Source organism: Arsenicicoccus bolidensis DSM 15745 (genome assembly GCF_000426385.1).
Taxonomy (GTDB): domain Bacteria; phylum Actinomycetota; class Actinomycetes; order Actinomycetales; family Dermatophilaceae; genus Arsenicicoccus; species Arsenicicoccus bolidensis.
Genome location: NZ_AUFG01000004.1, coordinates 41,379 through 63,379 on the forward strand (window position 1 = coordinate 41,379; position 22,001 = coordinate 63,379).

20 protein-coding genes and 1 pseudogene are annotated in these 22,001 nt (G+C 72.4%); 16 read left to right on the plus strand and 5 right to left on the minus strand.

Going from position 1 to position 22,001, the window contains the following annotated elements; all coding sequences use genetic code 11:
• Window positions 1-24 precede the first annotated feature (24 nt).
• Both K313_RS0103360 and K313_RS0103365 read left to right on the plus strand, forming a co-directional pair.
• Complete coding sequence (locus tag K313_RS0103360; protein ID WP_205621800.1) at window positions 25-936, plus strand: ABC transporter ATP-binding protein; 912 nt, start codon at window positions 25-27, stop codon at window positions 934-936.
• Window positions 933-1,748 (plus strand): hypothetical protein, encoded by an 816-nt coding sequence (locus K313_RS0103365; RefSeq protein ID WP_029210436.1) that lies wholly within the window; start codon window positions 933-935, stop codon window positions 1,746-1,748. The genes K313_RS0103360 and K313_RS0103365 overlap by 4 nt, the downstream gene beginning before the upstream one ends.
• A 111-nt stretch (window positions 1,749-1,859) precedes the next feature.
• Here K313_RS0103365 and K313_RS0103370 read toward each other — a convergent pair whose 3' ends face one another.
• The 3 genes and pseudogenes from K313_RS0103370 to K313_RS0103380 all read right to left on the minus strand — a co-directional run bounded on the left by K313_RS0103370 (window position 1,860) and on the right by K313_RS0103380 (window position 4,759).
• Window positions 1,860-2,087, minus strand: a complete 228-nt coding sequence (locus K313_RS0103370; protein ID WP_019286129.1) for a sulfurtransferase TusA family protein — start codon at window positions 2,085-2,087, stop codon at window positions 1,860-1,862.
• Window positions 2,088-2,179: 92 nt separating this feature from the next.
• Window positions 2,180-2,943, minus strand: a pseudogene (locus K313_RS24385) (YeeE/YedE family protein).
• Window positions 2,944-3,190: 247 nt separating this feature from the next.
• A complete protein-coding gene (locus K313_RS0103380; protein ID WP_029210437.1) occupies window positions 3,191-4,759 on the minus strand; it encodes an FMN-binding glutamate synthase family protein in 1,569 nt (522 codons plus the stop codon).
• A 142-nt stretch (window positions 4,760-4,901) separates the two neighbouring features.
• Between K313_RS0103380 and efp the strand changes: the two genes are divergently transcribed.
• Window positions 4,902-5,462: an elongation factor P gene (efp, locus tag K313_RS0103385; RefSeq protein ID WP_029210438.1), complete on the plus strand. Its 561-nt coding sequence runs from the start codon at window positions 4,902-4,904 to the stop codon at window positions 5,460-5,462.
• A 1-nt stretch (window position 5,463) separates the two neighbouring features.
• Complete coding sequence (gene nusB, locus K313_RS0103390) at window positions 5,464-5,889, plus strand: transcription antitermination factor NusB (protein WP_029210439.1); 426 nt, start codon at window positions 5,464-5,466, stop codon at window positions 5,887-5,889.
• Between the two features lie 123 nt (window positions 5,890-6,012).
• Here nusB and bldD read toward each other — a convergent pair whose 3' ends face one another.
• A complete protein-coding gene (gene bldD / locus K313_RS0103395) occupies window positions 6,013-6,507 on the minus strand; it encodes a transcriptional regulator BldD (protein WP_019286124.1) in 495 nt (164 codons plus the stop codon).
• A gap of 344 nt (window positions 6,508-6,851) precedes the next feature.
• Here bldD and pyrR point away from each other — a divergent pair, with 344 nt between their 5' ends.
• From pyrR to metK, 11 genes are all read left to right on the plus strand, one after another.
• Window positions 6,852-7,439, plus strand: a complete 588-nt coding sequence (gene pyrR, locus K313_RS0103400; RefSeq protein WP_029210440.1) for a bifunctional pyr operon transcriptional regulator/uracil phosphoribosyltransferase PyrR — start codon at window positions 6,852-6,854, stop codon at window positions 7,437-7,439.
• A complete protein-coding gene (locus K313_RS0103405) occupies window positions 7,436-8,371 on the plus strand; it encodes an aspartate carbamoyltransferase catalytic subunit (protein ID WP_029210441.1) in 936 nt (311 codons plus the stop codon). The genes pyrR and K313_RS0103405 overlap by 4 nt, the downstream gene beginning before the upstream one ends.
• Window positions 8,371-9,675: a dihydroorotase gene (locus tag K313_RS0103410; protein WP_029210442.1), complete on the plus strand. Its 1,305-nt coding sequence runs from the start codon at window positions 8,371-8,373 to the stop codon at window positions 9,673-9,675. The genes K313_RS0103405 and K313_RS0103410 overlap by 1 nt, the downstream gene beginning before the upstream one ends.
• Before the next feature lie 31 nt (window positions 9,676-9,706).
• Window positions 9,707-10,873: a glutamine-hydrolyzing carbamoyl-phosphate synthase small subunit gene (gene carA, locus K313_RS0103415; RefSeq protein ID WP_029210443.1), complete on the plus strand. Its 1,167-nt coding sequence runs from the start codon at window positions 9,707-9,709 to the stop codon at window positions 10,871-10,873.
• Window positions 10,873-14,184, plus strand: coding sequence for a carbamoyl-phosphate synthase large subunit (carB, locus tag K313_RS0103420; RefSeq protein ID WP_029210444.1), 3,312 nt, complete (start codon window positions 10,873-10,875; stop codon window positions 14,182-14,184). The genes carA and carB overlap by 1 nt, the downstream gene beginning before the upstream one ends.
• Before the next feature lie 55 nt (window positions 14,185-14,239).
• Window positions 14,240-15,100 carry an orotidine-5'-phosphate decarboxylase gene (gene pyrF / locus K313_RS0103425; RefSeq protein WP_029210445.1) on the plus strand — a complete coding sequence of 287 codons (861 nt, stop codon included), beginning with the start codon at window positions 14,240-14,242 and terminating at the stop codon, window positions 15,098-15,100.
• A 188-nt stretch (window positions 15,101-15,288) separates the two neighbouring features.
• Window positions 15,289-15,603 (plus strand): integration host factor, actinobacterial type, encoded by a 315-nt coding sequence (mihF, locus tag K313_RS0103430; protein ID WP_019286116.1) that lies wholly within the window; start codon window positions 15,289-15,291, stop codon window positions 15,601-15,603.
• 5 nt (window positions 15,604-15,608) lie between these two features.
• Window positions 15,609-16,199, plus strand: coding sequence for a guanylate kinase (gene gmk / locus K313_RS0103435; protein WP_029210446.1), 591 nt, complete (start codon window positions 15,609-15,611; stop codon window positions 16,197-16,199).
• A 2-nt stretch (window positions 16,200-16,201) separates the two neighbouring features.
• Window positions 16,202-16,465, plus strand: a complete 264-nt coding sequence (gene rpoZ / locus K313_RS0103440) for a DNA-directed RNA polymerase subunit omega (protein WP_019286114.1) — start codon at window positions 16,202-16,204, stop codon at window positions 16,463-16,465.
• Window positions 16,466-16,473: 8 nt separating this feature from the next.
• The gene (locus K313_RS0103445; RefSeq protein WP_029210447.1) at window positions 16,474-17,826 is read left to right on the plus strand and encodes a bifunctional phosphopantothenoylcysteine decarboxylase/phosphopantothenate synthase; all 1,353 of its coding nucleotides are present in this window, start codon (window positions 16,474-16,476) and stop codon (window positions 17,824-17,826) included.
• A 40-nt stretch (window positions 17,827-17,866) separates the two neighbouring features.
• Window positions 17,867-19,069 (plus strand): methionine adenosyltransferase, encoded by a 1,203-nt coding sequence (gene metK / locus K313_RS0103450; RefSeq protein WP_019286112.1) that lies wholly within the window; start codon window positions 17,867-17,869, stop codon window positions 19,067-19,069.
• A 26-nt stretch (window positions 19,070-19,095) separates the two neighbouring features.
• Here the strand turns inward: metK and K313_RS22030 are convergent, their stop codons facing one another.
• Window positions 19,096-19,719, minus strand: coding sequence for a GNAT family N-acetyltransferase (locus K313_RS22030; RefSeq protein WP_029210448.1), 624 nt, complete (start codon window positions 19,717-19,719; stop codon window positions 19,096-19,098).
• A 66-nt stretch (window positions 19,720-19,785) separates the two neighbouring features.
• Between K313_RS22030 and K313_RS0103460 the strand changes: the two genes are divergently transcribed.
• Complete coding sequence (locus K313_RS0103460; protein ID WP_205621801.1) at window positions 19,786-21,963, plus strand: primosomal protein N'; 2,178 nt, start codon at window positions 19,786-19,788, stop codon at window positions 21,961-21,963.
• Window positions 21,964-22,001: the final 38 nt, after the last annotated feature.

Consider the following 22,001-nt stretch of genomic DNA (forward strand, 5'->3'; position numbering starts at 1 on the left):
AGGACACGGGCCAGGCTGGTCACCATGATCGAGATCGACCACCTGACCAAGAGGTACGGCGCCTTCACCGCCGTGGACGACGTGTCCTTCACCGCCCGACCGGGCGTGGTGACCGGCTTCCTCGGGCCGAACGGCGCGGGCAAGTCCACCGCCATGCGCGTCATGTGCGGCCTGACGCCGGCCTCCTCGGGGGAGGCCCGGATCCTCGGGGCGCGCTACCGCGACCTGACCAACCCCGCCTCGCAGGTCGGCACCCTGCTCGACGCCTCGGCCCAGCACGTGGGCCGCACGGGGCGCGAGGCCCTGACCCTCGCGGCGATTGCCATCGGCGCTCCCCGCTCCCGCGTCGACGAGATGCTCTCGCTCGTCGGTCTCACGCCCGACGAGTCACGTCGCCGGCTGCGCAACTACTCCCTCGGGATGCGCCAGCGCCTCGGCATCGCCGGCGCGCTGCTCGGCGACCCGCAGGTCCTCATCCTCGACGAGCCCGCCAACGGCCTGGACCCGCAGGGCATCCACTGGATGCGCGGGCTGCTGCGCGGGTTCGCCGACCAGGGCCGCACGGTCCTGCTGTCCTCGCACCTGCTGCACGAGGTGGAGCAGACGGCCGACGAGATCATCATGATCGGCCGCGGGCGCATCGTGGCCCAGGGCTCCACCCGCGAGCTGCTGGCCGGCCAGGGCACGGTCGTGGCCTCGCTCGACGGGGCCCGGCTGGCCGAGGCGCTGCGCCGGGACGGTCACGCCGTCACCGGTGCAGCCGGCGGCGAGCTGACCGTCGACGCCGACGCCGAGACCGTGGGCCGCGTCGCTCTCGAGGCCCAGGTGGTCCTCACCGCACTCCGTCCGGCGCAGGGGGCCGGGCTGGAGCAGATGTTCCTCGAGCTGACCGCGGGCGACGCGCGCGGCACCAACGGGCAGGAGGCCGCGGCATGAGCACCGCGACGACCCACGCACGCACCGACGGCGGTGGGGCCGGCCACGGCACCGTGGCCACCACCGGCGGTCGCCCCGGCATCCCCTTCGGGCGGCTGCTCCACGTCGAGCTGCGCAAGCTCGTCGACACCGCGTCCGGGCGGTGGCTGCTCATCACGATCGGCCTGGTGACGGCCGCCGCGATCGGGCTGGTCCTCGTGTTCGCCGAGCGCGAGAGCCTGACCTTCATGACCTTCCTGGGGGCCACGTCGACGCCGCTCATGCTGCTGCTGCCCGTGCTGGGCATCCTCACCGCCACGTCGGAGTTCTCCCAGCGGACCGGGCTGGTCAGCTTCACCCAGGAGCCGCGCCGGCTGCGGGTGGTGGCGGCCAAGGCGGTCGCCGCCTGCCTCGTCGCGGTCCTCGCCGTGGCGCTCGCGGTCGCGCTCGCCGCCGCGGCCAACGGCCTCGCCATGGCGATCAAGGACGCGCCGGGCACCTGGCCGACCGAGTGGGCTCCCATCGGCGGGGTGCTGCTGGCGATGATCCTCAGCGTGCTGCAGGGCGTGGCCTTCGGGCTGCTCATCGTGGTGCCGGGGGCTGCCATCGCCGCGTTCTTCATCCTGCCGACGGTGCTGACGATCCTCACCGCCAGCGTCGCGTGGTTCCGCGACGCGGCGCCCTGGATCGACACCAGCCGGTCGACCGCCCCGCTGCTGAGCGGCGAGATGACCGGCACGGACTGGCAGCACCTCGCCACGTCCTACGGCCTCTGGGTGCTGCTCCCGCTCGTGGTCGGCAGCGCGCTGCTGGCCCGTCGAGAGATCAAGTAGGCGAACGGTCGCCGACGGCACACCGACGGCACACGGCTCCGGGCCGGTCATCTCCGAGGGGGGAGATGCCCGGCCCGGTCGTGGTGCCCGGCGCCGACGCCGGCGGAGGGGCTAGGCGGACTTCTGCACGGTGATGGTCCAGCCCGCGTCACCGGCGCGGTCGAAGCTGGTCACCGGGTAGCCGTTCTCGGCGGCCCAGCGGGGGAGGGCGTCGGTGGCCTGGGTGCAGTCGAAGTTGATGATCAGCTCGTCACCGAGCTCGATCTGCTCCATGGCCTGCTTGGCCTCGACGAGGGGGAAGGGGCAGACCTGGCCCTCGGTCCCCAGCGTGTACTTCACGATCGTTCTCCTAGCGTGGGGGGGTGGGATGACGGTGCGGCCGCAGGGGCCGGGTTGCCTTGGGTTGCCTGGGTGACTGGATCCGCCCGGGGTCACGGGGTGGGCGTGAGGCGGAGCGTGGGGGCGGCGGGCGCCGCGGCGGCGTCCACCGCGTCGGCCCCGGTGAGCGCGCCCTCGCGGCGGTGGGTGCCGACGAAGAACTTCACGCCGATGCCGGTGCCGAGCACCATGAAGACGAGCGCGACCCAGCCCTGGTAGGTGAACTGCGCGGTCTGGACCATGGCGTTGCCGATGGTGCAGCCGCCGGCGAGGGAGGCGCCGACGCCCATGAGCGCCCCGCCCACGACCGAGCGGGTGGCCTGGCGGGCGTCGGGGACGCGGACGCGGAACTCGCCGGACGCCTTGGCCGCGACGAAGGAGCCGACCAGCAGGCCGAGGACGAGGAACACGCCCCAGTCGACGGATGCGCCGTTGCCGGTCACGAGCCAGCGGACGAGGTTGGCCGAGGGGGTCGTGATGCCGAGCCCGTCGGGACGACCGGCCGCGAAGCTGAGCGGCCAGGCCGCGATCGCGATGAGACCGATCACCAGGGCCGTGGCGAACGCGTGCCAGGGCTTCTCGAGCAGGAGGTGGGCCAGGCCGGAGCGGCGGGCGGGCAGGCTCGCCATAGGGACTGGCGGGAGAGGTGACGGACCGTGGCCCAGCCGACCGCGGCGACGAGCACGAGCACCAGCACCCAGGGCGACACGCCCAGGGAGTCGTGGATCGTGGTGCCCGGCACGGTGTGCGAGCGCATCTCGGTGTTGAAGTCCTTGAGTGCGCCGTACTTCATGACGGCGGAGAACAGGGCGTACATCCCGAGGGCGATCCACGAGCCGACCAGGCCCTCGCCGGCGCGGTAGTAGGTGCCGGTGGCGCTTGGTGGACAGCTCGATGACGCCGAGCGACTGCAGCGCGAAGACGCCGATGCTCTGGACGGCGACGACGATCATGAACGCCGTGAACCACCGGGGCAGGGGGCGGGGGGGGGAGTCAACAAGTGTTGCTAACCATAATCCCTGCTTATGTGTTCCCGTCCAGCCCGCCCACAGGTCGGGCAGGGGCTACTCGGCGTCGGCGCTCTCGGGTGCCTCGCCGCCCTGCGGAGCGGTGCCGAGCATGATCGCCGAGATCTCCTCGGCGAGCGCGGGCCCGAGCTCGCCCCAGCCCGGCTCGTAGGCGTACCGCTCGCGCAGGGACACCCCGCCTCCGTCGCCGTCCAGCAGCTCCACGTCGTCCACGGTGATCAGGGCCGGGTGGAGCACGCCGCAGGCCTCGGCCACCTTCAGCAGGTCCCTCCGCACGGTCATGAGGTAGTTGGCCAGGCGCACGGACTTGAGGGCCGGATCGATGCCCCGGGCGAGCCACGGATTCTGCGTGGCCACGCCCACGGGGCACGTGTCGGTGTGGCACTTCTGCGCCTGGATGCATCCGATGGCCAGCATGGCCTCCCGGGCGACGTTGACCATGTCGCACCCCATCGCGAAGGCCACGACCGCGTTGTCGGGCAGGCCCAGCTTGCCGGCCCCGACGAACGTGACGTCGTCGGTCAGGCCGCGACGGGCGAAGATCGAGTAGACCCGGGGGAAGCCCAGGCGGAAGGGCAGGGACACGGAGTCGGAGAAGGTCAGCGGAGCGGCTCCGGTGCCACCCTCCCCGCCGTCGATGGTGATGAAGTCGACCCCGCGCGTGCGGTCGGCCATCAGCTCCGCCAGCTCCTCCCAGAAGGCCAGGTTGCCGACGGCGGACTTGATGCCCACGGGCAGCCCCGTGCGCTCGGCGATCGTCTCGACCCACTCCAGCAGACCGTCGACGCTGTCGAACTCGCCGTGCCGCGAGGGGGAGATGCAGTCCTGGCCGACCGGGATGCCGCGGATCTCGGCGATCTCCTCGGTGACCTTGGCCGCAGGCAGCACCCCGCCGAGCCCGGGCTTCGCGCCCTGGGAGAGCTTGATCTCGATGGCGCGGACCGGCGCCGACTCGACCAGCGCGGCGAGCCGGTCCAGGTCGAACCTGCCCTGCTCGTCCCGGCAGCCGAAGTAGGACGTCCCGATCTGGAAGATGAGGTCGCCGCCCTGGCGGTGGTAGGGAGACAACCCGCCCTCGCCGGTGTTGTGCAGGGCCCCGGCGATCCCCACGCCGGCGTTGATGGCGCTGATGGCGTTGGGCGACAGCGAGCCGAAGCTCATCGCCGACACGTTCACCACGGACTGCGGGCGGAACGCGTGGCGCCGCCCGCGCGGGCCCCCGAGGACCTTCGCGGACGGGAGCACGACCTGCTCCGCGGCGTGGTCGTGCGACGGTGGGGCGACGTCCGCGAAGGTGCGGTGCTTGATGACCGCGTAGTTGGCGGCCTGCTCCATGTCGTTGTCGGACCCGAAGCCGAAGTAGTTGTTCTCCTTCTTGGCGGAGGCGTAGACCCAGCGCCGCTGGTCCCGGCTGAACGGGCGCTCCTCGTCGTTGGCGGCCACGACGTACTGTCGCAGCTCGGGCCCGATCGCCTCGACCAGGAAGCGGCCGTGGCCGATCACGGGGAAGGTGCGCAGCAGCGAGTGCCGACGCTGGGTGAGGTCGTGCGCGGCGACGCCGGCGATGGCGGCGAGTCCCCCGAGGGCGGCGGTGGTGAGCTTCATGCCCCGAGTGTGGGCCCTGTCGCGGCCCTGCGCCGGGTGTCGGCGTGAACCGGCGCGGACGGCATACCGGCTAGACTGGCGCGGAAACCCTGGTGACCCGAGGCGCTGCAGCGCGCCCCCGACGACAGAGATGGACGGCCCTGTGGCAACGACCAACGACCTCAAGAACGGCATGGTGCTCAACCTGGAGGGCCAGCTCTGGTCCGTGGTGGAGTTCCAGCACGTCAAGCCCGGCAAGGGCCCGGCCTTCGTGCGCACCAAGCTCAAGTCGGTCATGACCGGCAAGACGGTGGACAAGACCTTCAACGCCGGCACCAAGGTCGAGACGTCCAACGTCGACAAGCGCACGATGCAGTACCTCTACAAGGACGGCACCGACTTCGTCTTCATGGACGGCAAGACCTACGACCAGCTCCACGTGAGCGAGACGGTCGTGGGATCGGTCGCGGACTACATGCTGGAGAACCAGGAGGCGATCGTCGCCACCCACGAGGGCGCCCCGCTCTACGTCGAGCTGCCGGCCTCCGTGGTCCTCGAGATCACCTACACCGAGCCGGGCCTGCAGGGCGACCGCTCCACCGGCGGCACCAAGCCGGCCACCCTCGAGACCGGTGCGCAGATCGCCGTCCCGCTCTTCCTCGAGACCGGCACCAAGGTCAAGGTCGACACCCGCGACGGCTCCTACCTCGGTCGCGTCAACTGACGTGTCGGCTCGATCCAAGGCCCGCAAGCGGGCGCTCGACATCCTCTTCGAGGCCGAGTCTCGGGGGATGAACGCCTCCGACCTGCTCGCCGAGCGGCTCGCGTCGCCGGTCCGGGCCGGTCAGGACGACCACCCCGTGCCGGAGTACTCCTCGACCCTGGTCCAGGGCGTCGTCCGGCACTGGGCGTCGATCGACGAGGCGTTGACGACCTACGCGCAGGGCTGGACCCTCGACCGGATGCCCGCCGTGGACCGCGCGATCCTGCGCCTCGGCGCGTTCGAGCTGGTCTACGGCGACGAGGTGCCCGAGGGCGTCGCGATCGCCGAGGCCGTCGCCCTGGCCCGTGAGCTGTCCACCGACGAGTCCCCGACCTTCGTCAACGGGCTCCTCGGGCGGCTGCAGCAGGTCAAGCCCACCCTGGTCTGAGCCTCGGCCCGACCACGGCTCGTATGCCGGAAGGCCCCGACCCCACGAGGGGCCGGGGCCTTCCGGCATACGAGCTGGACGGGACGCCTGCGCGGACCCGGCAGGGTCAGGACTCGGGAAGGGTCAGGACTCCGGGATGCCGCGACGGGCGGCGGGGTCCAGGACGCCCCAGCCGACGAGCTCGTCGGCCAGCTGGCCGGGGGAGGTGTCGTAGATGACGGCGAGGGTGCGCAGGTCCTCCTGGCGGATGGACAGGACCTTGCCGTTGTAGTCGCCGCGCTGGGACTGGATGGTCGCGGCGTAGCGGGCGAGGGGGCCGGCGCGCTCGGCGGACACCTGGGACAGCGCCTCGAGGTCGATGATCAGCTTGGCCGGGGCCTCGGTGGCGGGCGCCACCTCCGAGTCGGGCATGAGGGCCGAGACGGGCACGCCGTAGAAGTCGGCGAGCTCGGAGAGTCGCTGCACGGTCACGGCGCGGTCCCCACGCTCGTAGGAACCCACCACGACGGCCTTCCAGCGACCCTGGGAGCGCTCCTCGACCGCGTGCAGGGAAAGGCCCTGCTGGGTGCGGATGGAACGCAGCCGGGACCCGAGGGCCTTCGCGTAGTCGCTGGCCATGACTGACTCCGATCACGTAACTGTCTGTAACAGTGAAATGGTTACTCACTGTGATCCTTGCGGCAAGCGCAACCGCCGAAAGCCCATCGGTATTCATTCGTATGGGCACATCTTTGACGCTGAGCGAGTGAATGGACGGTTTGAGTAGTGGTTGAGGTCGGTGGGTGTCCGCCCGATTGGCCCCGTCCTGTTCCGATTGTGACCGTCCGCGAGGGTTCGGGCGGTTGGGGCGCTGGCGAGGGGGCCCTGGACGCGGGTCACGACCACCCGCCCGGGCCCGCTAGGATCATGCCGATCGACATCCTTTAACGACGTCCAGCGAGGCGAGAAGGAGGTCAGACGCGATGACGCCTGCCCCAGACCACACCCCCCAGTCATCCGGCGACGACGGCACCGATGCCCGGATCGTCATGAGCGACAACGAGATCGCCCGGGCCCTGCGACGCATGGCCCACGAGGTGCTCGAGCGCAACAAGGGAGCGGAGGGCCTCGTCGTCCTCGGCATCCCCACCCGAGGAGTCCCGCTCGCCCGCCGCCTGGCCACGACCATGGCCGAGGTCGAGGGCACGGACGTCCCCGTGGGCGCGATCGACATCACGATGTATCGAGACGACCTGCGGCGCAAGCCGATCCGCCCCGCGGAGAAGCTCGACATCCCCTCCGTCGGCATCGACGACAAGATCGTCGTCCTCGTCGACGACGTGCTCTACTCCGGCCGCACCGTCCGCGCCGCGCTCGACGCGCTGGCCGACCTGGGCCGCCCCCGGGCCGTCCGGCTCGCCGTCCTCGTGGACCGCGGCCACCGCGAGCTGCCCGTCCGCGCCGACCACGTCGGCAAGAATCTCCCCACCTCGTCCACCGAGCGGGTCTCGGTGCTGCTCGCCGAGCGTGACGGCACCGACGAGGTCCGCATCTCCGGAGGGAACCGGTGAACAAGCACCTCCTGTCCATCAACGACCTGACCCGCGAGGACATCACCCAGATCCTCGACACCGCCGTGCAGATGCACGAGGTGCAGCACCGCGACATCAAGAAGCTCCCCACGCTGCGCGGCCGCACCGTCGTCAACTTCTTCTTCGAGGACTCGACCCGCACGCGCGGGTCCTTCGAGCTCGCCGAGAAGTGGCTGTCCGCCGACTCGCTCAACATGGCGGGCAAGGGGTCCTCCCTGTCCAAGGGCGAGTCCCTGCGCGACACGGTGATGAACCTCCAGGCCATGGGCGTGGACGGCTTCGTCATCCGCCACATGGCCTCCGGGGCGCAGCAGCAGATCGCGAGCTGGGTCTCCGGCGTGGTCATCAACGCCGGCGACGGCACGCACGAGCACCCCACCCAGGCCCTGCTCGACGCCTACACCATGCGGCGCGAGCTGGGGGACCTCGACGGACGCCACGTGGTCATCTGCGGCGACCTGCGCCACAGCCGGGTCTTCCGCTCCAACGTGCTGTGCCTGGCCAAGCTCGGCGCGACGGTCACCGTCGTGGCGCCGCCCACGCTGATGCCGGACGGCATCCGCACCTGGGCCGAGCGCGACGGGTTCACCTGGTCCTACGACTTCGACGCCGAGATCCCCAAGGCCGACGTCGTCATGATGCTGCGCGTGCAGAAGGAGCGGATGAGCGGCGGGTTCTTCCCCACGCCGCGCGAGTACATCGCGGGCTTCGGCCTCACGCCGCGCAGGCTCGAGCTCATGCGCGACGACGCGCTCGTCTGCCACCCCGGCCCGATGAACCGCGGCCTGGAGATCTCCTCCGACGCCGCCGACGGCGCCCGGTCGGTGATCCTCGACCAGGTCTCCGGCGGCGTCGCCGTCCGCATGTCCGTGCTCTACCACCTGCTCGCCGGCGAAGGAGAGACCGCCTGATGTCCACCACCTTGATCACCGGCGCCAGCCTGCTCGGGGAGCGCACCGCCGACGTCCTCGTCGTCGACGGCGTCGTCCGCGAGATCGGCTCCGCCGCAAGCATGTCCGTGAGCTCGGGCTCGGTCGACGAGACCATCGACGCGGACGGCCTGGTCGCCCTGCCCGGCCTCGTCGACCTGCACACGCACCTGCGCGAGCCGGGCCGCGAGGACGCCGAGACGATCCGCACCGGGTCCGCGGCCGCCGCGGTGGGCGGCTACTCGGCGGTCTTCGCGATGGCCAACACCCAGCCCGTCACCGACACCCCGGAGAAGGCCGAGGAGATCTGGCGACGCGGCCGCGAGGCGGGTCTGGTCGACGTCATGCCCGTCGGCTCCGTCACCAAGGGGCTCGCGGGCGAGGAGCTGTCCGAGATCGGCCTCATGGCGCGCTCCAGGGCCCGGGTGCGGGTGTTCTCCGACGACGGGCGCTGCGTGCACGACAGCCAGCTCATGCGCCGCGCGCTGGAGTACGTCACGGCCTTCGACGGCGTGATCTCCCAGCACTCCCAGGACCCCAAGCTCGCCGACGGCACCGCCTGCTGCCACGAGGGCGAGCTGTCCGGCCGTCTGGGGCTGCCCGGGTGGCCCGACGCCGCCGAGGAGGTCGTCGTCGCCCGCGACGTCATGCTGGCCAAGCAGACCGGCGGCCGGGTGCACGTCGCCCACGTCTCGACCCCCGGCTCCCTCGAGGTCATCCGCTGGGCGAAGTCCAAGGGGGTGCAGGTCACCGCGGAGGTCACCCCGCACCACCTGGTGCTCACCACCGACCTCCTGCAGGACTACGACACCGTCTACAAGGTCAACCCGCCCCTGCGCCCGAGCGAGTACGCCGAGGAGCTCCGCGCGGCCCTGGCCGACGGCACCATCGACGTCGTCGCCACCGACCACGCGCCCCACGTCGTCCACGACAAGGAGCACGCGTTCGCGGACGCGGCGTTCGGCATGCTCGGGCTCGAGACCGCGCTCGCCGTCGTCAGCGACGTGATGGTGCAGAGCGGGCGGATGTCCTGGGCCGACGTGGCCCGGGTCATGTCCACGCGCCCCGCCGAGATCGCCCGCCTCGAGGGTCACGGCCGGCCGCTGGCCGAGGGCGAGCCCGCCAACCTCGTGCTCGTCGACCCGAGCCGGTCTCTGACCGTGGACCGCGCTGCGAGCGCGTCGCTGTCGCGCAACAATCCGTGGCACGGGCGCACCCTGACCGGCGCCGTCCGCGCGACGATGCTGCGTGGGCGCATCACCGCCCGCGACGGCCAGCTCGCCTGAACCCCCTCCTCGCACCTGAGCGGAGCATGTCGTGACCCTGCGCCTCGAACGCCAACCGGCCCTGCTGATCCTCGAGGACGGACGGACCTTCTCGGGCCGGTCCTACGGAGCCGTCGGCAGCACCGTCGGCGAGGCGGTCTTCTCCACCGGCATGACCGGCTACCAGGAGACCCTGACCGACCCGTCCTACCACCGGCAGGTCGTCGTCATGACGGCGCCGCACGTCGGCAACACCGGCGTCAACGGCGAGGACGACGAGTCGCACCGCATCTGGGTGTCCGGCTTCGTCGTCCGCGACCCCGCGCTGCGCCCCAGCAGCTGGCGCAGCACGGGGTCCCTGGAGGACGAGCTCGAGCGCCAGGGCGTCGTCGGCATCTGCGAGATCGACACCCGCGCCCTCACCCGTCACCTGCGCGAGCGGGGGTCGATGAAGGTCGGGATCTTCTCCGGCGACGTCGCCGACACGCCGCTGGAGCGGCTCATCGACCGGGTCGTCTCCCAGCCGGCGATGGAGGGCTCGGCCCTGGCCGCCGAGGTCAGCGCCGACGAGCCCTACGTCGTCCGCCCCGAGGGCACGCCGCGCTACCGGGTGGCGGCGCTGGACCTCGGCATCAAGGGGATGACGCCTCAGCGGCTGGCGGAGCGGGGCATCGAGGTCCACGTCCTGCCGGCGACCTCGACGTTCTCCGACATACAGGCCCTCTCCCCGGACGCGGTGTTCATGTCCAACGGGCCGGGGGACCCGGCCGCCGCCGAGCACGAGGTGGGCGTCCTGCGCGAGGTGCTGGGCGCGCGGATCCCGTTCTTCGGGATCTGCTTCGGCAACCAGATCCTCGGGCGCGCCCTGGGGCTCGGCACCTACAAGCTCAAGTACGGCCACCGCGGCATCAACCAGCCGGTCATGGACCTGTCGACCCGCAAGGTCGAGATCACCGCGCAGAACCACGGCTTCGCCGTCGACGCGCCGATCGGCGAGGACCTCGACACGCCCTTCGGGCGGGCCCGGGTCAGCCACGTCGGCCTCAACGACCAGGTCGTCGAGGGCCTGGAGTGCCTGGACGTCCCGGCCTTCTCCGTGCAGTACCACCCCGAGGCGGCGGCCGGCCCGCACGACGCCGCCTACCTGTTCGACCGATTCGTCGACCTGATCGGGTCCGCCCGCTCCGGCTCCGCCCCGTCCGAGGAGGACGCTCGCTGATGCCCCGCAACCCCGACATCAAGAGCGTCCTGGTCATCGGCTCCGGGCCGATCATCATCGGCCAGGCCTGCGAGTTTGACTACTCCGGCACCCAGGCCTGCCGCGTGCTGCGCGAGGAGGGGATCCGGGTCGTCCTGGTCAACTCCAACCCGGCCACGATCATGACCGACCCGGAGTTCGCCGACGCGACCTACGTCGAGCCCATCACCCCCGAGGTGGTCGAGGCGATCATCGCCAAGGAGCGCCCCGACGCGGTCCTGGCCACCCTCGGCGGCCAGACCGCCCTCAACTGCGCCATGGCGCTGCACGAGGCGGGCGTGCTCGAGCGCTACGACTGCCCGCTGATCGGCGCCAACGTCGAGGCGATCCAGCTGGGGGAGGACCGCGAGCGCTTCAAGGGCGTCGTCGAGCGCTGCGGCGCCGAGTCCGCCCGCTCGATCGTCTGCCACTCCATGGACGAGTGCCTCGACGCAGCAGGCGATCTCGGCTACCCGCTCGTCGTCCGGCCGTCGTTCACCATGGGTGGTCTCGGGTCGGGCTTCGCCTACGACGAGGCCGACCTGCGCCGCATCGCCGGCGCCGGCCTGTTCGCCTCGCCGACCACCGAGGTGCTGCTCGAGGAGTCCATCCTCGGGTGGAAGGAGTACGAGCTCGAGGTCATGCGCGACCACGCCGACAACGTGGTGGTCGTCTGCTCCATCGAGAACCTCGACCCGATGGGCGTGCACACCGGCGACTCCATCACCGTGGCGCCGGCCCTGACGCTCACGGACCGGGAGTACCAGGACCTGCGCGACATCGGCATCGCCGTCATCCGCGAGGTCGGCGTCGACACCGGCGGGTGCAACATCCAGTTCGCCGTCAACCCCGAGGACGGCCGGATCATCGTCATCGAGATGAACCCGCGCGTCTCCCGCTCGTCGGCCCTGGCCTCCAAGGCCACGGGGTTCCCGATCGCCAAGATCGCGGCCAAGATGGCCATCGGCTACACCCTCGACGAGGTGCCCAACGACATCACCCGCGAGACCCCGGCGTCGTTCGAGCCGACCCTGGACTACGTCGTCGTCAAGGTGCCGCGGTTCGCGTTCGAGAAGTTCCCGGCCGCCGACCCGACGCTCACGACCACGATGAAGTCCGTGGGCGAGGCCATGGCGATCGGCCGCAACTTCACGGAGGCGCTGCAGAAGGCCCTGCGCTCGCTGGAGAAGAAGGACGCGGCCTTCCACTGGCGCGGCGAGCGTCCCGGCCGCGACCAGGGCGCGCAGTGGCTGGAGCAGGCCAAGGTCCCGACGGACGGCCGGATCCTGCTGGTGCAGCAGGCGCTCCGGGCCGGCATGACGGTCGAGGAGGTGCACGAGGCGACCCGCATCGACCCGTGGTTCCTGGACCAGATCGAGCTGCTCAACGAGGTCGCCCGCACGATCAAGGGATCCGAGACCCTCACGCCCGCGCAGCTTCGGCTGGCCAAGCGCCACGGCTTCTCCGACGCGCAGGTCTCGCAGCTGACCGGCATGGCCGAGCCGGTGGTGCGCGGGGTGCGGCACGCCCTGGGCGTGCGCCCGGTGTTCAAGACGGTCGACACGTGCGCCGCCGAGTTCGCCGCCCAGACGCCCTACTACTACTCGTCGTACGACGAGGAGACCGAGGTGCTGCCGCGCGAGAGGCCGGCCGTCCTCATCCTCGGCAGCGGCCCCAACCGCATCGGCCAGGGCGTCGAGTTCGACTACTCCTGCGTGCACGCCAGCTTCGCCCTGCGCGACGAGGGCTACGACACGGTCATGATCAACTGCAACCCCGAGACCGTCTCGACGGACTACGACACGAGCAGCCGGCTCTACTTCGAGCCCCTGACGCTCGAGGACGTGCTCGAGGTCTACCACGCCGAGCGCGCCGCGGGACCGATCGCGGGCGTCATCGTCCAGCTCGGCGGCCAGACGCCGCTCGGGCTGGCCCAGGCGCTCAAGGACGAGGGGCTGCCGGTCGTCGGCACCTCGCCCGAGGCGATCCACCTCGCCGAGGACCGGGGCGCCTTCGGTCGGGTCATGCACGAGGCCCAGCTGCCCGCACCCAAGTTCGGCACGGCCTACTCCGCCGCCGAGGCCCTCGAGGTCGCCCGGGAGATCGGCTACCCGGTGCTCGTGCGGCCCTCCTACGTCCTCGGCGGGCGCGGCATGCAGATCGTGTATGACGACCAGACCCTCACCGACTACGTCACGCGCGCGGCGCTGGCCAGCCCCGAGCACCCGATCCTCGTGGACCGCTTCCTCGACGACGCGATCGAGATCGACGTCGACGTGCTCTACGACGGCGAGGAGATGTACGTCGGCGCGATCATGGAGCACATCGAGGAGGCCGGCATCCACTCCGGCGACTCCTCGTGCGTGCTGCCCCCCGTCACGCTGGGCCGCGCCGAGATCGACCGGGTCCGCGAGTCCACCCGCCGCCTCGCGCAGGGCATCGGTGTCCGTGGCCTGATGAACGTCCAGTTCGCCCTCGCCCAGGACATCCTCTACGTCCTCGAGGCCAACCCCCGCGCCTCGCGCACCGTGCCGTTCGTGGCCAAGGCCACGGGCGTCCAGGTCGCCAAGGCCGCCGCGCGGATCATGATGGGCGCCACCATCGCCTCGCTGCGGACCGAGGGTCTGCTGCCGGTCCAGGGGGACGGCGCCTCGCTGCCCATCGAGGCGGGCACGGCGGTCAAGGAGGCGGTCCTGCCGTTCAAGCGCTTCGTCACCCAGGACGGCGAGTTCGTCGACACGATCCTCGGGCCCGAGATGCGCTCCACCGGCGAGGTGATGGGACTGGCCGACGACTTCGGCACCGCCTTCGCCAAGAGCCAGCTCGCGGCGTTCGGCGGCCTGCCCACGCAGGGCACGGTCTTCATCTCGGTCGCCAACCGGCACAAGCGCGCCATGATCTTCCCCTGCAAGCGGCTGGCGGACCTCGGCTTCCGGATCCTCGCGACCGAGGGCACGGCCGACGTCCTGCGCCGCAACGGCGTGCGGGCCGAGGCGGTGCGCAAGCACAGCGAGGGCCGCGGGCCGGACGGGGAGCCCACGATCGTGGACCTCATCCTGGCCGGTGAGGTCGACATGGTCGTCAACACGCCCACCAGCCAGGAGGCGCGGGCCGACGGCTACACGATCCGGACCGCGACCACGTCGATGGACAAGCCGATCATCACCACGGTGCAGCAGCTGGCCGCGGCGGTGCAGGGCATCGAGGCGCGCGGCGACCACGTCGTGCGGGTGATGTCGCTGCAGGAGCACGCCGAGCGGCTCGCCCGGCACGGTGCGCACGCGGCGGAGTGAGACGGCATCCGGCCCGGACGGACCGGGTGAGCACCGAGCGACCCGAGGAGACCCCGTGAGCCAGACCCCCTTCGGCGTGCGGCTGCGCGCGGCCATGGACGCCCACGGGCCGCTGTGCGTCGGCATCGACCCGCACCAGCAGCTCGTGGAGTCCTGGGGGCTGCCCTACTCCCTCCAGGGCGTGGAACGCTTCGCCCTGACCTGCGTGGAGGCGTTCGGGGGAGAGGTGGCCTGCGTCAAGCCGCAGTCCGCGTTCTTCGAGGTCTTCGGATCCCGCGGGGTCGCCCTCCTCGAGCGCGTCCAGGCGGGGCTGCGCGAGGCCGGCACGCTCACGATCCTCGACGTCAAGCGCGGCGACATCGGCTCCACGATGACGGCCTACGCCGAGGCCTTCCTCGGCCAGGACAACCCCGACGCGGTCGACGCCATCACCGTGAGCCCCTATCTCGGCTACGGCTCGCTGCGACCGGCTCTCGACCTGGCGGCGACGACGGGGCGCGGCGTCTTCGTGCTGGCCCTCACCTCCAACCCCGAGGGCGCCTCGGTGCAGCACGCGCGGGGCGCCGACGGGCGCTCGGTCGCGGGCGAGGTCGTGGCCGGGGCGGCCGAGGACAACGCCGCTGCGCGCCGGGCCGGCGACCTCGGGAGCGTCGGCCTCGTCGTGGGCGCGACGATCGGTGACGCGGCCCGAGACCTCGACCTGCGCTCGATGGGCGGACCGCTGCTCGCACCGGGCGTGGGAGCCCAGGGCGGCACGGCCGAGAGCCTGCGCCAGGTCTTCGGGGGCGCGCTGCCCCAGGTGCTTCCCTCCAGCTCGCGCGAGGTCCTGTCGGCCGGCCCCGACGTGCGGTCCCTGCGAGATGCCGTCCACCGGACGGGTCAGCAGATGCGCGCGCTGGTGACCCCGTCTGACTGAACGACGCGAAAGTGCGCGTCAAATGTCCGGATTCGTTCCCAGCGATCTCCGGCGGGGGGCTAGGCTCGTCACACGCCGCTCGGGCCCCCGCCCCGCGTTGCGGCTGCGCTGGCCCCGCCAGTACGTTGTCCACAAGCATCACCGACCGGCGCTGGCCAGCCCGGTCCAGACCCACCGAGGAGACTCCTGTGGCCTTGCCGACCCTGACCCCCGAGCAGCGAGCCGAGGCACTGGAGAAGGCCGCCGTCGCTCGACGCGAGCGCGCTGCGGTCAAGAACCAGCTCAAGTACGGCCAGGGCTCGCTGCGCTCGGTCCTCGCCGAGGGCAAGTCCAACGACGTCATCGGCAAGATGAAGGTCTACGTGCTGCTCGAGTCGCTCCCCGGCGTGGGTCAGGTGCGAGCCCGCCAGATCATGGAGGAGGTCGGGATCTCCCGCACCCGTCGCGTGCGCGGTCTCGGCGCCAACCAGATCGCGGCGCTGCTCGCCCGCTTCGAGAACTGAGCGCGATGACCGAGGCCGCTGCGCCCCGCCCCCGACTGGTGGTCCTCGCCGGGCCCACGGCGGTCGGCAAGGGCACGGTGGCGGCCTACGTCCGCGACCACCACCCCGAGGTCTGGCTGTCCGTCTCCGCCACCACGCGTGCGCCGAGGCCCGGCGAGCGGGACGGGGTGCACTACCACTTCCTGGACCGTGCCGAGTTCGAGCGCCGCCGCGACGCGGGGGAGTTCCTGGAGTGGGCGACCGTCCACGGCACCAACCTCTACGGCACGCCGCGCTGGCCCGTCGACGAGGTGCTGGCGGAGGGGCGTCCCGCGCTCCTCGAGATCGACCTCCAAGGCGCGCGCCAGGTGCGGGAGTCCATGCCCGAGGCGCTCTTCGTCTTCCTGGCCCCGCCGAGCTGGGACGAGCTGGTGCGCCGGCTGGTCGGCCGGGGCACCGAGGACGAGGCCGAGCGGGCCCGCCGCCTGACCACCGCGCGGGCCGAGATCGCCGCCCAGGCGGAGTTCGACGTCACCGTCGTCAACGACGATGTTCGCCGAGCGGCCGAGGAACTCGTATCATTGATGAGATCCACCCATCGACTGAAGCGAGACTGACTGTGCCTGGCACCGTTGCTGCCCCCATCGGGATCACCAACCCGCCGATCGACGACCTGCTCCAGGTTGCGGACTCCAAGTACGCCCTGGTCATCTACTCGGCCAAGCGCGCCCGGCAGATCAACGCCTACTACTCGCAGCTCTCCGAGGGCCTGCTGGAGTACGTCGGGCCGCTCGTCGAGACGCAGGTCCACGAGAAGCCCCTGTCGATCGCGCTGCGCGAGATCAACGACGGTCTGCTGACCTCCGAGCCCACCGAGGGCTGACCCACGCCATGGCTGTCCACGAGGACAGCAGCAGCGCCCGCCCCCGTCGCGTCGTCCTCGGCGTCGGCGGGGGCATCGCTGCCTACAAGGCCGCCTCGCTGCTGCGCCGCTTCACCGAGGCCGGTGACGACGTCACCGTCGTGCCGACCGGGGCGGCGCTGCGGTTCGTGGGGGAGCCGACCTGGTCGGCGCTGTCCGGCAAGCCCGTCACCCCCGAGGTCTTCGACGACGTCGAGCAGGTGCGGCACGTCCTGCTCGGCCAGCAGGCCGACCTCGTGGTCGTGGCCCCCTGCACCGCCAACCTGCTGGCCAAGGCCGCCCACGGCCTCGCCGACGACCTGCTGACCAATGTCCTGCTCACCGCCCGGTGCCCCGTGGTGCTCGCCCCCGCGATGCACACCGAGATGTGGCAGCACCCGGCGACCGTCGCCAACGTCGCGACGCTGCGGGCGCGTGGCGTCCACGTGATCGACCCCGCGTCCGGCCGCCTCACCGGCCGGGACACCGGCCCCGGGCGGCTGCCCGAGCCCGAGGCCATCCACGAGGCCTGCGAGCGGGTGCTGGAGGGCTCGCCGGTCGAGGCAGCGGGCCCGGCTGATGACGCGGACCTAGCGGGCACGGCTGATGACAGAGACGCAGCAGATCACCAGGACCTGCAGGGTTTGCGGGTCGTGGTCACCGCCGGCGGCACGCGCGAGGCGCTGGACCCCGTCCGATTCCTCGGGAACCGGTCGAGCGGCAAGCAGGGCATCGCGATCGCCGAGGCGGCGGCCGCGCGCGGTGCCGAGGTCGTCCTGGTGGCGGGCGCGATCGACATACCGCCGCCGGAGCACCCGCGGATCCAGACCCGCAGGATCGAGTCAGCCCTGGAGCTGCAGGACGAGATGGCGGGCCTGCTCGACGACGCCGACGTCATCGTCATGGCCGCCGCGGTCGCCGACTTCCGCCCACGGGAGGTCGCGACCTCCAAGATCAAGAAGACCCACCAGGAGGATCCCGCCCACGCCCCGGACGAGTCCGCCCCCGTGATCGAGCTGGTCCGCAACCCCGACATCCTGGCCGGGCTGGTCCGCGACCGGGCCCGCAGCGGGGTCGACCGGCCCTACATCGTCGGCTTCGCCGCCGAGACCGGCGACGCGGAGCACACCGTGCTCGAGCTCGGGCAGGACAAGCTGCGGCGCAAGGGTTGCGACCTGCTGGTGGTCAACCAGGTGGGGGTCGGCGTGACCTTCGGCCAGGACGACAACACCGTGACGATCCTGCGGCGCGACGGTGGAGAGCCCGTCACGACCGGGCCGACGACCAAGGCGCGCGTCTCACACACGCTCCTCGACGTCATCGCCGCCGACCTGCGGCGCTAGACTCCCGGCAACCTGCCGTCCATGCGCTGAGGAGCAACACGTGTCGCGTCTGTTCACGTCCGAGTCCGTGACCGAGGGCCACCCCGACAAGATCTGCGACCAGATCTCCGACTCGATCCTCGACGAGATGCTCCGCCAGGATCCTCGCTCCCGGGTCGCGGTCGAGACCATGGTCACCACCGGACTCGTCCACGTCGCCGGCGAGGTGACGACCGAGGGGTATGTCGACATCCCCCGCATCGTGCGCGACACCGTCCTGCGGATCGGCTACGACAGCTCCACCAAGGGCTTCGACGGGCAGTCCTGCGGCGTCGAGATCTCCATCGGGCAGCAGAGCCCCGACATCGCCCAGGGCGTCGACACGGCCTACGAGTCCCGCACCGGCGGGGTAGACGCCCTCGACAAGCAGGGCGCGGGCGACCAGGGCCTGATGTTCGGCTACGCGTGCGACGACACGCCCGACCTCATGCCGCTGCCGATCCACCTGGCGCACCGCCTCTCCGAGCGCCTCACCGAGGTCCGCAAGGACGGGACGCTGCCCTACCTGCGGCCCGACGGCAAGACCCAGGTGACGATCGCCTACGACGGCGACCGCGCCGTCCGCGTCGACACCGTCGTGCTCTCCACGCAGCACGCGTCCGACATCTCCCTGGAGGGCCTGCTCCAGCCCGACATCGTCAAGCACGTCTTCGAGCCCGTGCTGGCCGAGCACGCCGACGGGCTCGACGTGGAGGGCTACCGCACGCTGGTCAACCCCACCGGCCGGTTCGAGATCGGCGGCCCCATGGGCGACGCCGGGCTCACCGGCCGCAAGATCATCGTCGACACCTACGGCGGCATGGCCCGACACGGTGGCGGCGCGTTCTCCGGCAAGGACCCCTCGAAGGTCGACCGTTCCGCCGCCTACGCCACCCGCTGGGTGGCCAAGAACGTCGTGGCCGCCGGCCTCGCCAAGCGGTGCGAGATCCAGGTCGCCTACGCCATCGGCAAGGCGCAGCCCGTCGGGCTGTACGTCGAGACGTTCGGCACCGAGACCGCTCCTGTCGACGCGATCCAGCGGGCCATCACCTCGACCTTCGACCTGCGTCCCGCGGCGATCATCGACGACCTCGACCTGCTCCGCCCGATCTACGCCCGCACCGCCGCCTACGGCCACTTCGGCCGGACCGGCGGCGACGACCGCGGCTTCACCTGGGAGCAGACCAACCGCGTCGAGGACCTGCAGCGCGCCGTTCGCGGCTAGGGCCGCGTGAGGCTGCCCACGGCAGGCTAGGGCTGCCTGGCCGGGCGGAGCATGCACCGCGCGTGCAGGTCGCCCGGCCGCAGCTCCTGCACGAGCTCGTAGCCGTACCGCTCGTAGAGCCGCACGTTCTCGGCACGGTGCGTCTCGAGATAGGTCGGGACACCGGCGGCGTCCGCGTCGGCGAGACCGTCGAGGAGCAGGGCCGACCCCACCCCCGCCCCCTGGTGGCCAGGGGCCACGCCGATGGCGTGGAGATAGCGGTGCTTTGCGGGCGCGAGGCGGCGGTGCGCGGCCTCGTGGGTGCGGTTGAGCCGGTCCAGACGCGCGGTGTCCCGCACCCCGACGACGAGGGGGAGGGTGGCCAGGCCGTGCCGCACCGAGGTGAGCAGGCCCAGCCCGACGTGCGGCCACCAGGCCCAGGCGGCGACGCCGGCCAGCTCGTGGGTGCCGGGGTCGAGCGCCACGCGGACCGATCCGTGCTGCCGTGCGTTGTCGAGGACGGCGCCGAAGAGCATCGGCAGGGCGCGCGCCCGGCGCCGGGGGTCCGGCAGAGCCGCCACCAGGTAGGGGTCGGCGGCGAACGCCTGGCTCAGGAGCCGCCGGGCGTCGGCGAGGTGGGCGGGCTCCAGGTCGCAGATCGTGGGCTGCATCGTGACAGTGTGCGACAGGACACGACCAGGTGCGGGTATGTCGGCGGCGTGCGGTAGAACATGGCCATGACCGAGGAGCAGCCGGCGCCGACCCAGGGCACCGCGGAGGCGAGCACGGGGGAGCAGCTGTCGCTCGTCCGGGCCCGCGTGCGCGGCGACCGGTCCCTGCCGCGGACGGGCTGCGCAGCGTCGTCGTCGCCCGTGTCGCCCGTGTCGTCGGCGGCCGAGCCGGTCGCCCCGGGCGGTCCGGCCGATCCCGTCGCCGAGGTGCTGGTCGACCTGCCCCTCGCCCACCTGGACCGTCCCTTCGAGTACACCGTGCCCGACGAGCTGGCCGAGACGGCCGTGCCTGGCGCGCGGGTCCGGGTCCGGTTCGCCGGCCAGGACGTCGACGGCTTCGTGATCGCCCGCAAGGGCCTGCCCGAGCACCAGGGTCGGCTCGCGCCGCTTCGACGCGTCGTGAGCCCCGAGCCCGTGCTGACCCCGGCCGTGCTGGACACCTGCCGCGAGGTCGCGCGGGCCCGTGCCGGGACGGTGTCCGACGTCCTGCGCCTCGCCGTCCCGCCTCGGCACGCGACCGCCGAGCGCAACCTCTCCGGCGAGCCGGCCGAGCCGCCGCCGCTGCCCGACCCCGGGCCGTGGCGCGAGCTGCGTGCGGGCGAGGCTTTCCTGCGGCACCTCGCCGAGGGCCGCTCGCCGCACGCGTGCTGGCAGGCGACGCCCTGCGGCGGGGACGCGGAGCGCGACTGGCCGCAGCTGCTGGCGCTCGCGGCGGCGACCGCGCTGTCGTCCGGTCGCGGGGTGCTGGTCGTGGTGCCCGACCACCGCGACGTCGACCGCGTGGACGCGGCGCTGGCGGCGGTGCTCGGCAAGGGGATGCACGTCCGACTGACCGCGTCGCAGGGCCCCCAGGCGCGCTACACCGCCTGGCTCAAGGTGCTGCGCGGGCACGTGCGCTGCGTCGTGGGCACGCGCGCCGCAATGTTCGCGCCCGTCCACGACCTCGGCCTGGTGGCGTGGTGGGACGACGGCGACGACCTGCTCGCCGAGCCCCGAGCCCCCTACCCCCACGTGCGGGACGTGCTGCTGGCGCGGGCCCGTCGCGAGGGGGCCGCGGCGCTCGCGGGCGGCTTCGGTCGGTCGGCCGAGGTGCAGCGACTGGTCGAGTCGGGCGCGATGCCGGTCGTCGCCGCCGACCCCGCCACGGTGCGACGCGCGGCCCCGCGCGTGGTGCTGGCCGGTGAGGGGCACGAGCAGGAGCGTGACGCAGCGGCCGCCAGCGCACACCTGCCGTCGCTCGCCTGGCGGACGGCCAAGAAGGCCCTCGACTCCGGGCCGGTGCTGGTCCAGGTGCCCCGTCGTGGTTACGCCCCGTCCCTGTCCTGCCAGGACTGTCGCGCACCGGCCCGCTGCCCGGCGTGCCACGGGCCGCTGGGCCTCGGCGGGCGGGACGCGCCGCCCCGGTGCCGGTGGTGCGGCCAGACCGTGGCGCGCTACGAGTGTCCCGAGTGCGAGGGCACCCGGCTGCGATCGTCCGTCGTCGGGGCGCGACGCACCGCGGAGGAGCTCGGACGCGCCTTCCCCGGGGTGCCGGTGATCACCTCCGGCTCCGGCGACGTCGTCGGCCGGGTCGAGTCCCGGCCGGCGCTGGTCATCGCCACCCCGGGGGCCGAGCCCGTGGCCGACGGGGGGTATGCCGCGGTCCTCCTGCTCGACGCGTGGGCCAGCCTCGACCGCTCCGACCTGGACGCCTCCCTCGAGGCCCTCCGCCGCTGGCTCGGCGCCGCCGCCCTGGCCCGGTCGGCGTCCTCGGGCGCCGTCGCGGTCCTGTGCGGTGCCCCGACCGACCTGTCCGTCCCGCCCGTCGAGGCGCTGGTGCGCTGGGACCCGGGCTGGCTGGCGGCCCGCGAGCTGGCCGAGCGCCGCGAGCTGTCCCTGCCGCCCGCGGTGGTCATGGCCCGCCTCGACGCGGAGCGGCACGCCCTCGCCGACGCGGTGGCCGCCGTGGGCCTCGCCGACACCGTCGAGCGCCTCGGACCGCTCCCGGCGCCGCCCCCACCGGCAGGTCCTCGACGGGTGACGGCCGACGACGCCCCGCCACGCCAGCGGATCCTCCTGCGCACGAGCCACGAGCACGCCCTCGAGCTGGCCGACGCCCTGCGGGCCATGCGCGCGACCCGATCGGCCCGCAAGGAGCTCGAGACCGTGCACGTCGTGGTCGATCCGCGCGACGGGGTGGTCTAGCGGCATACGGTGGGGCAGTCCGGGCGACCACGAGGTGA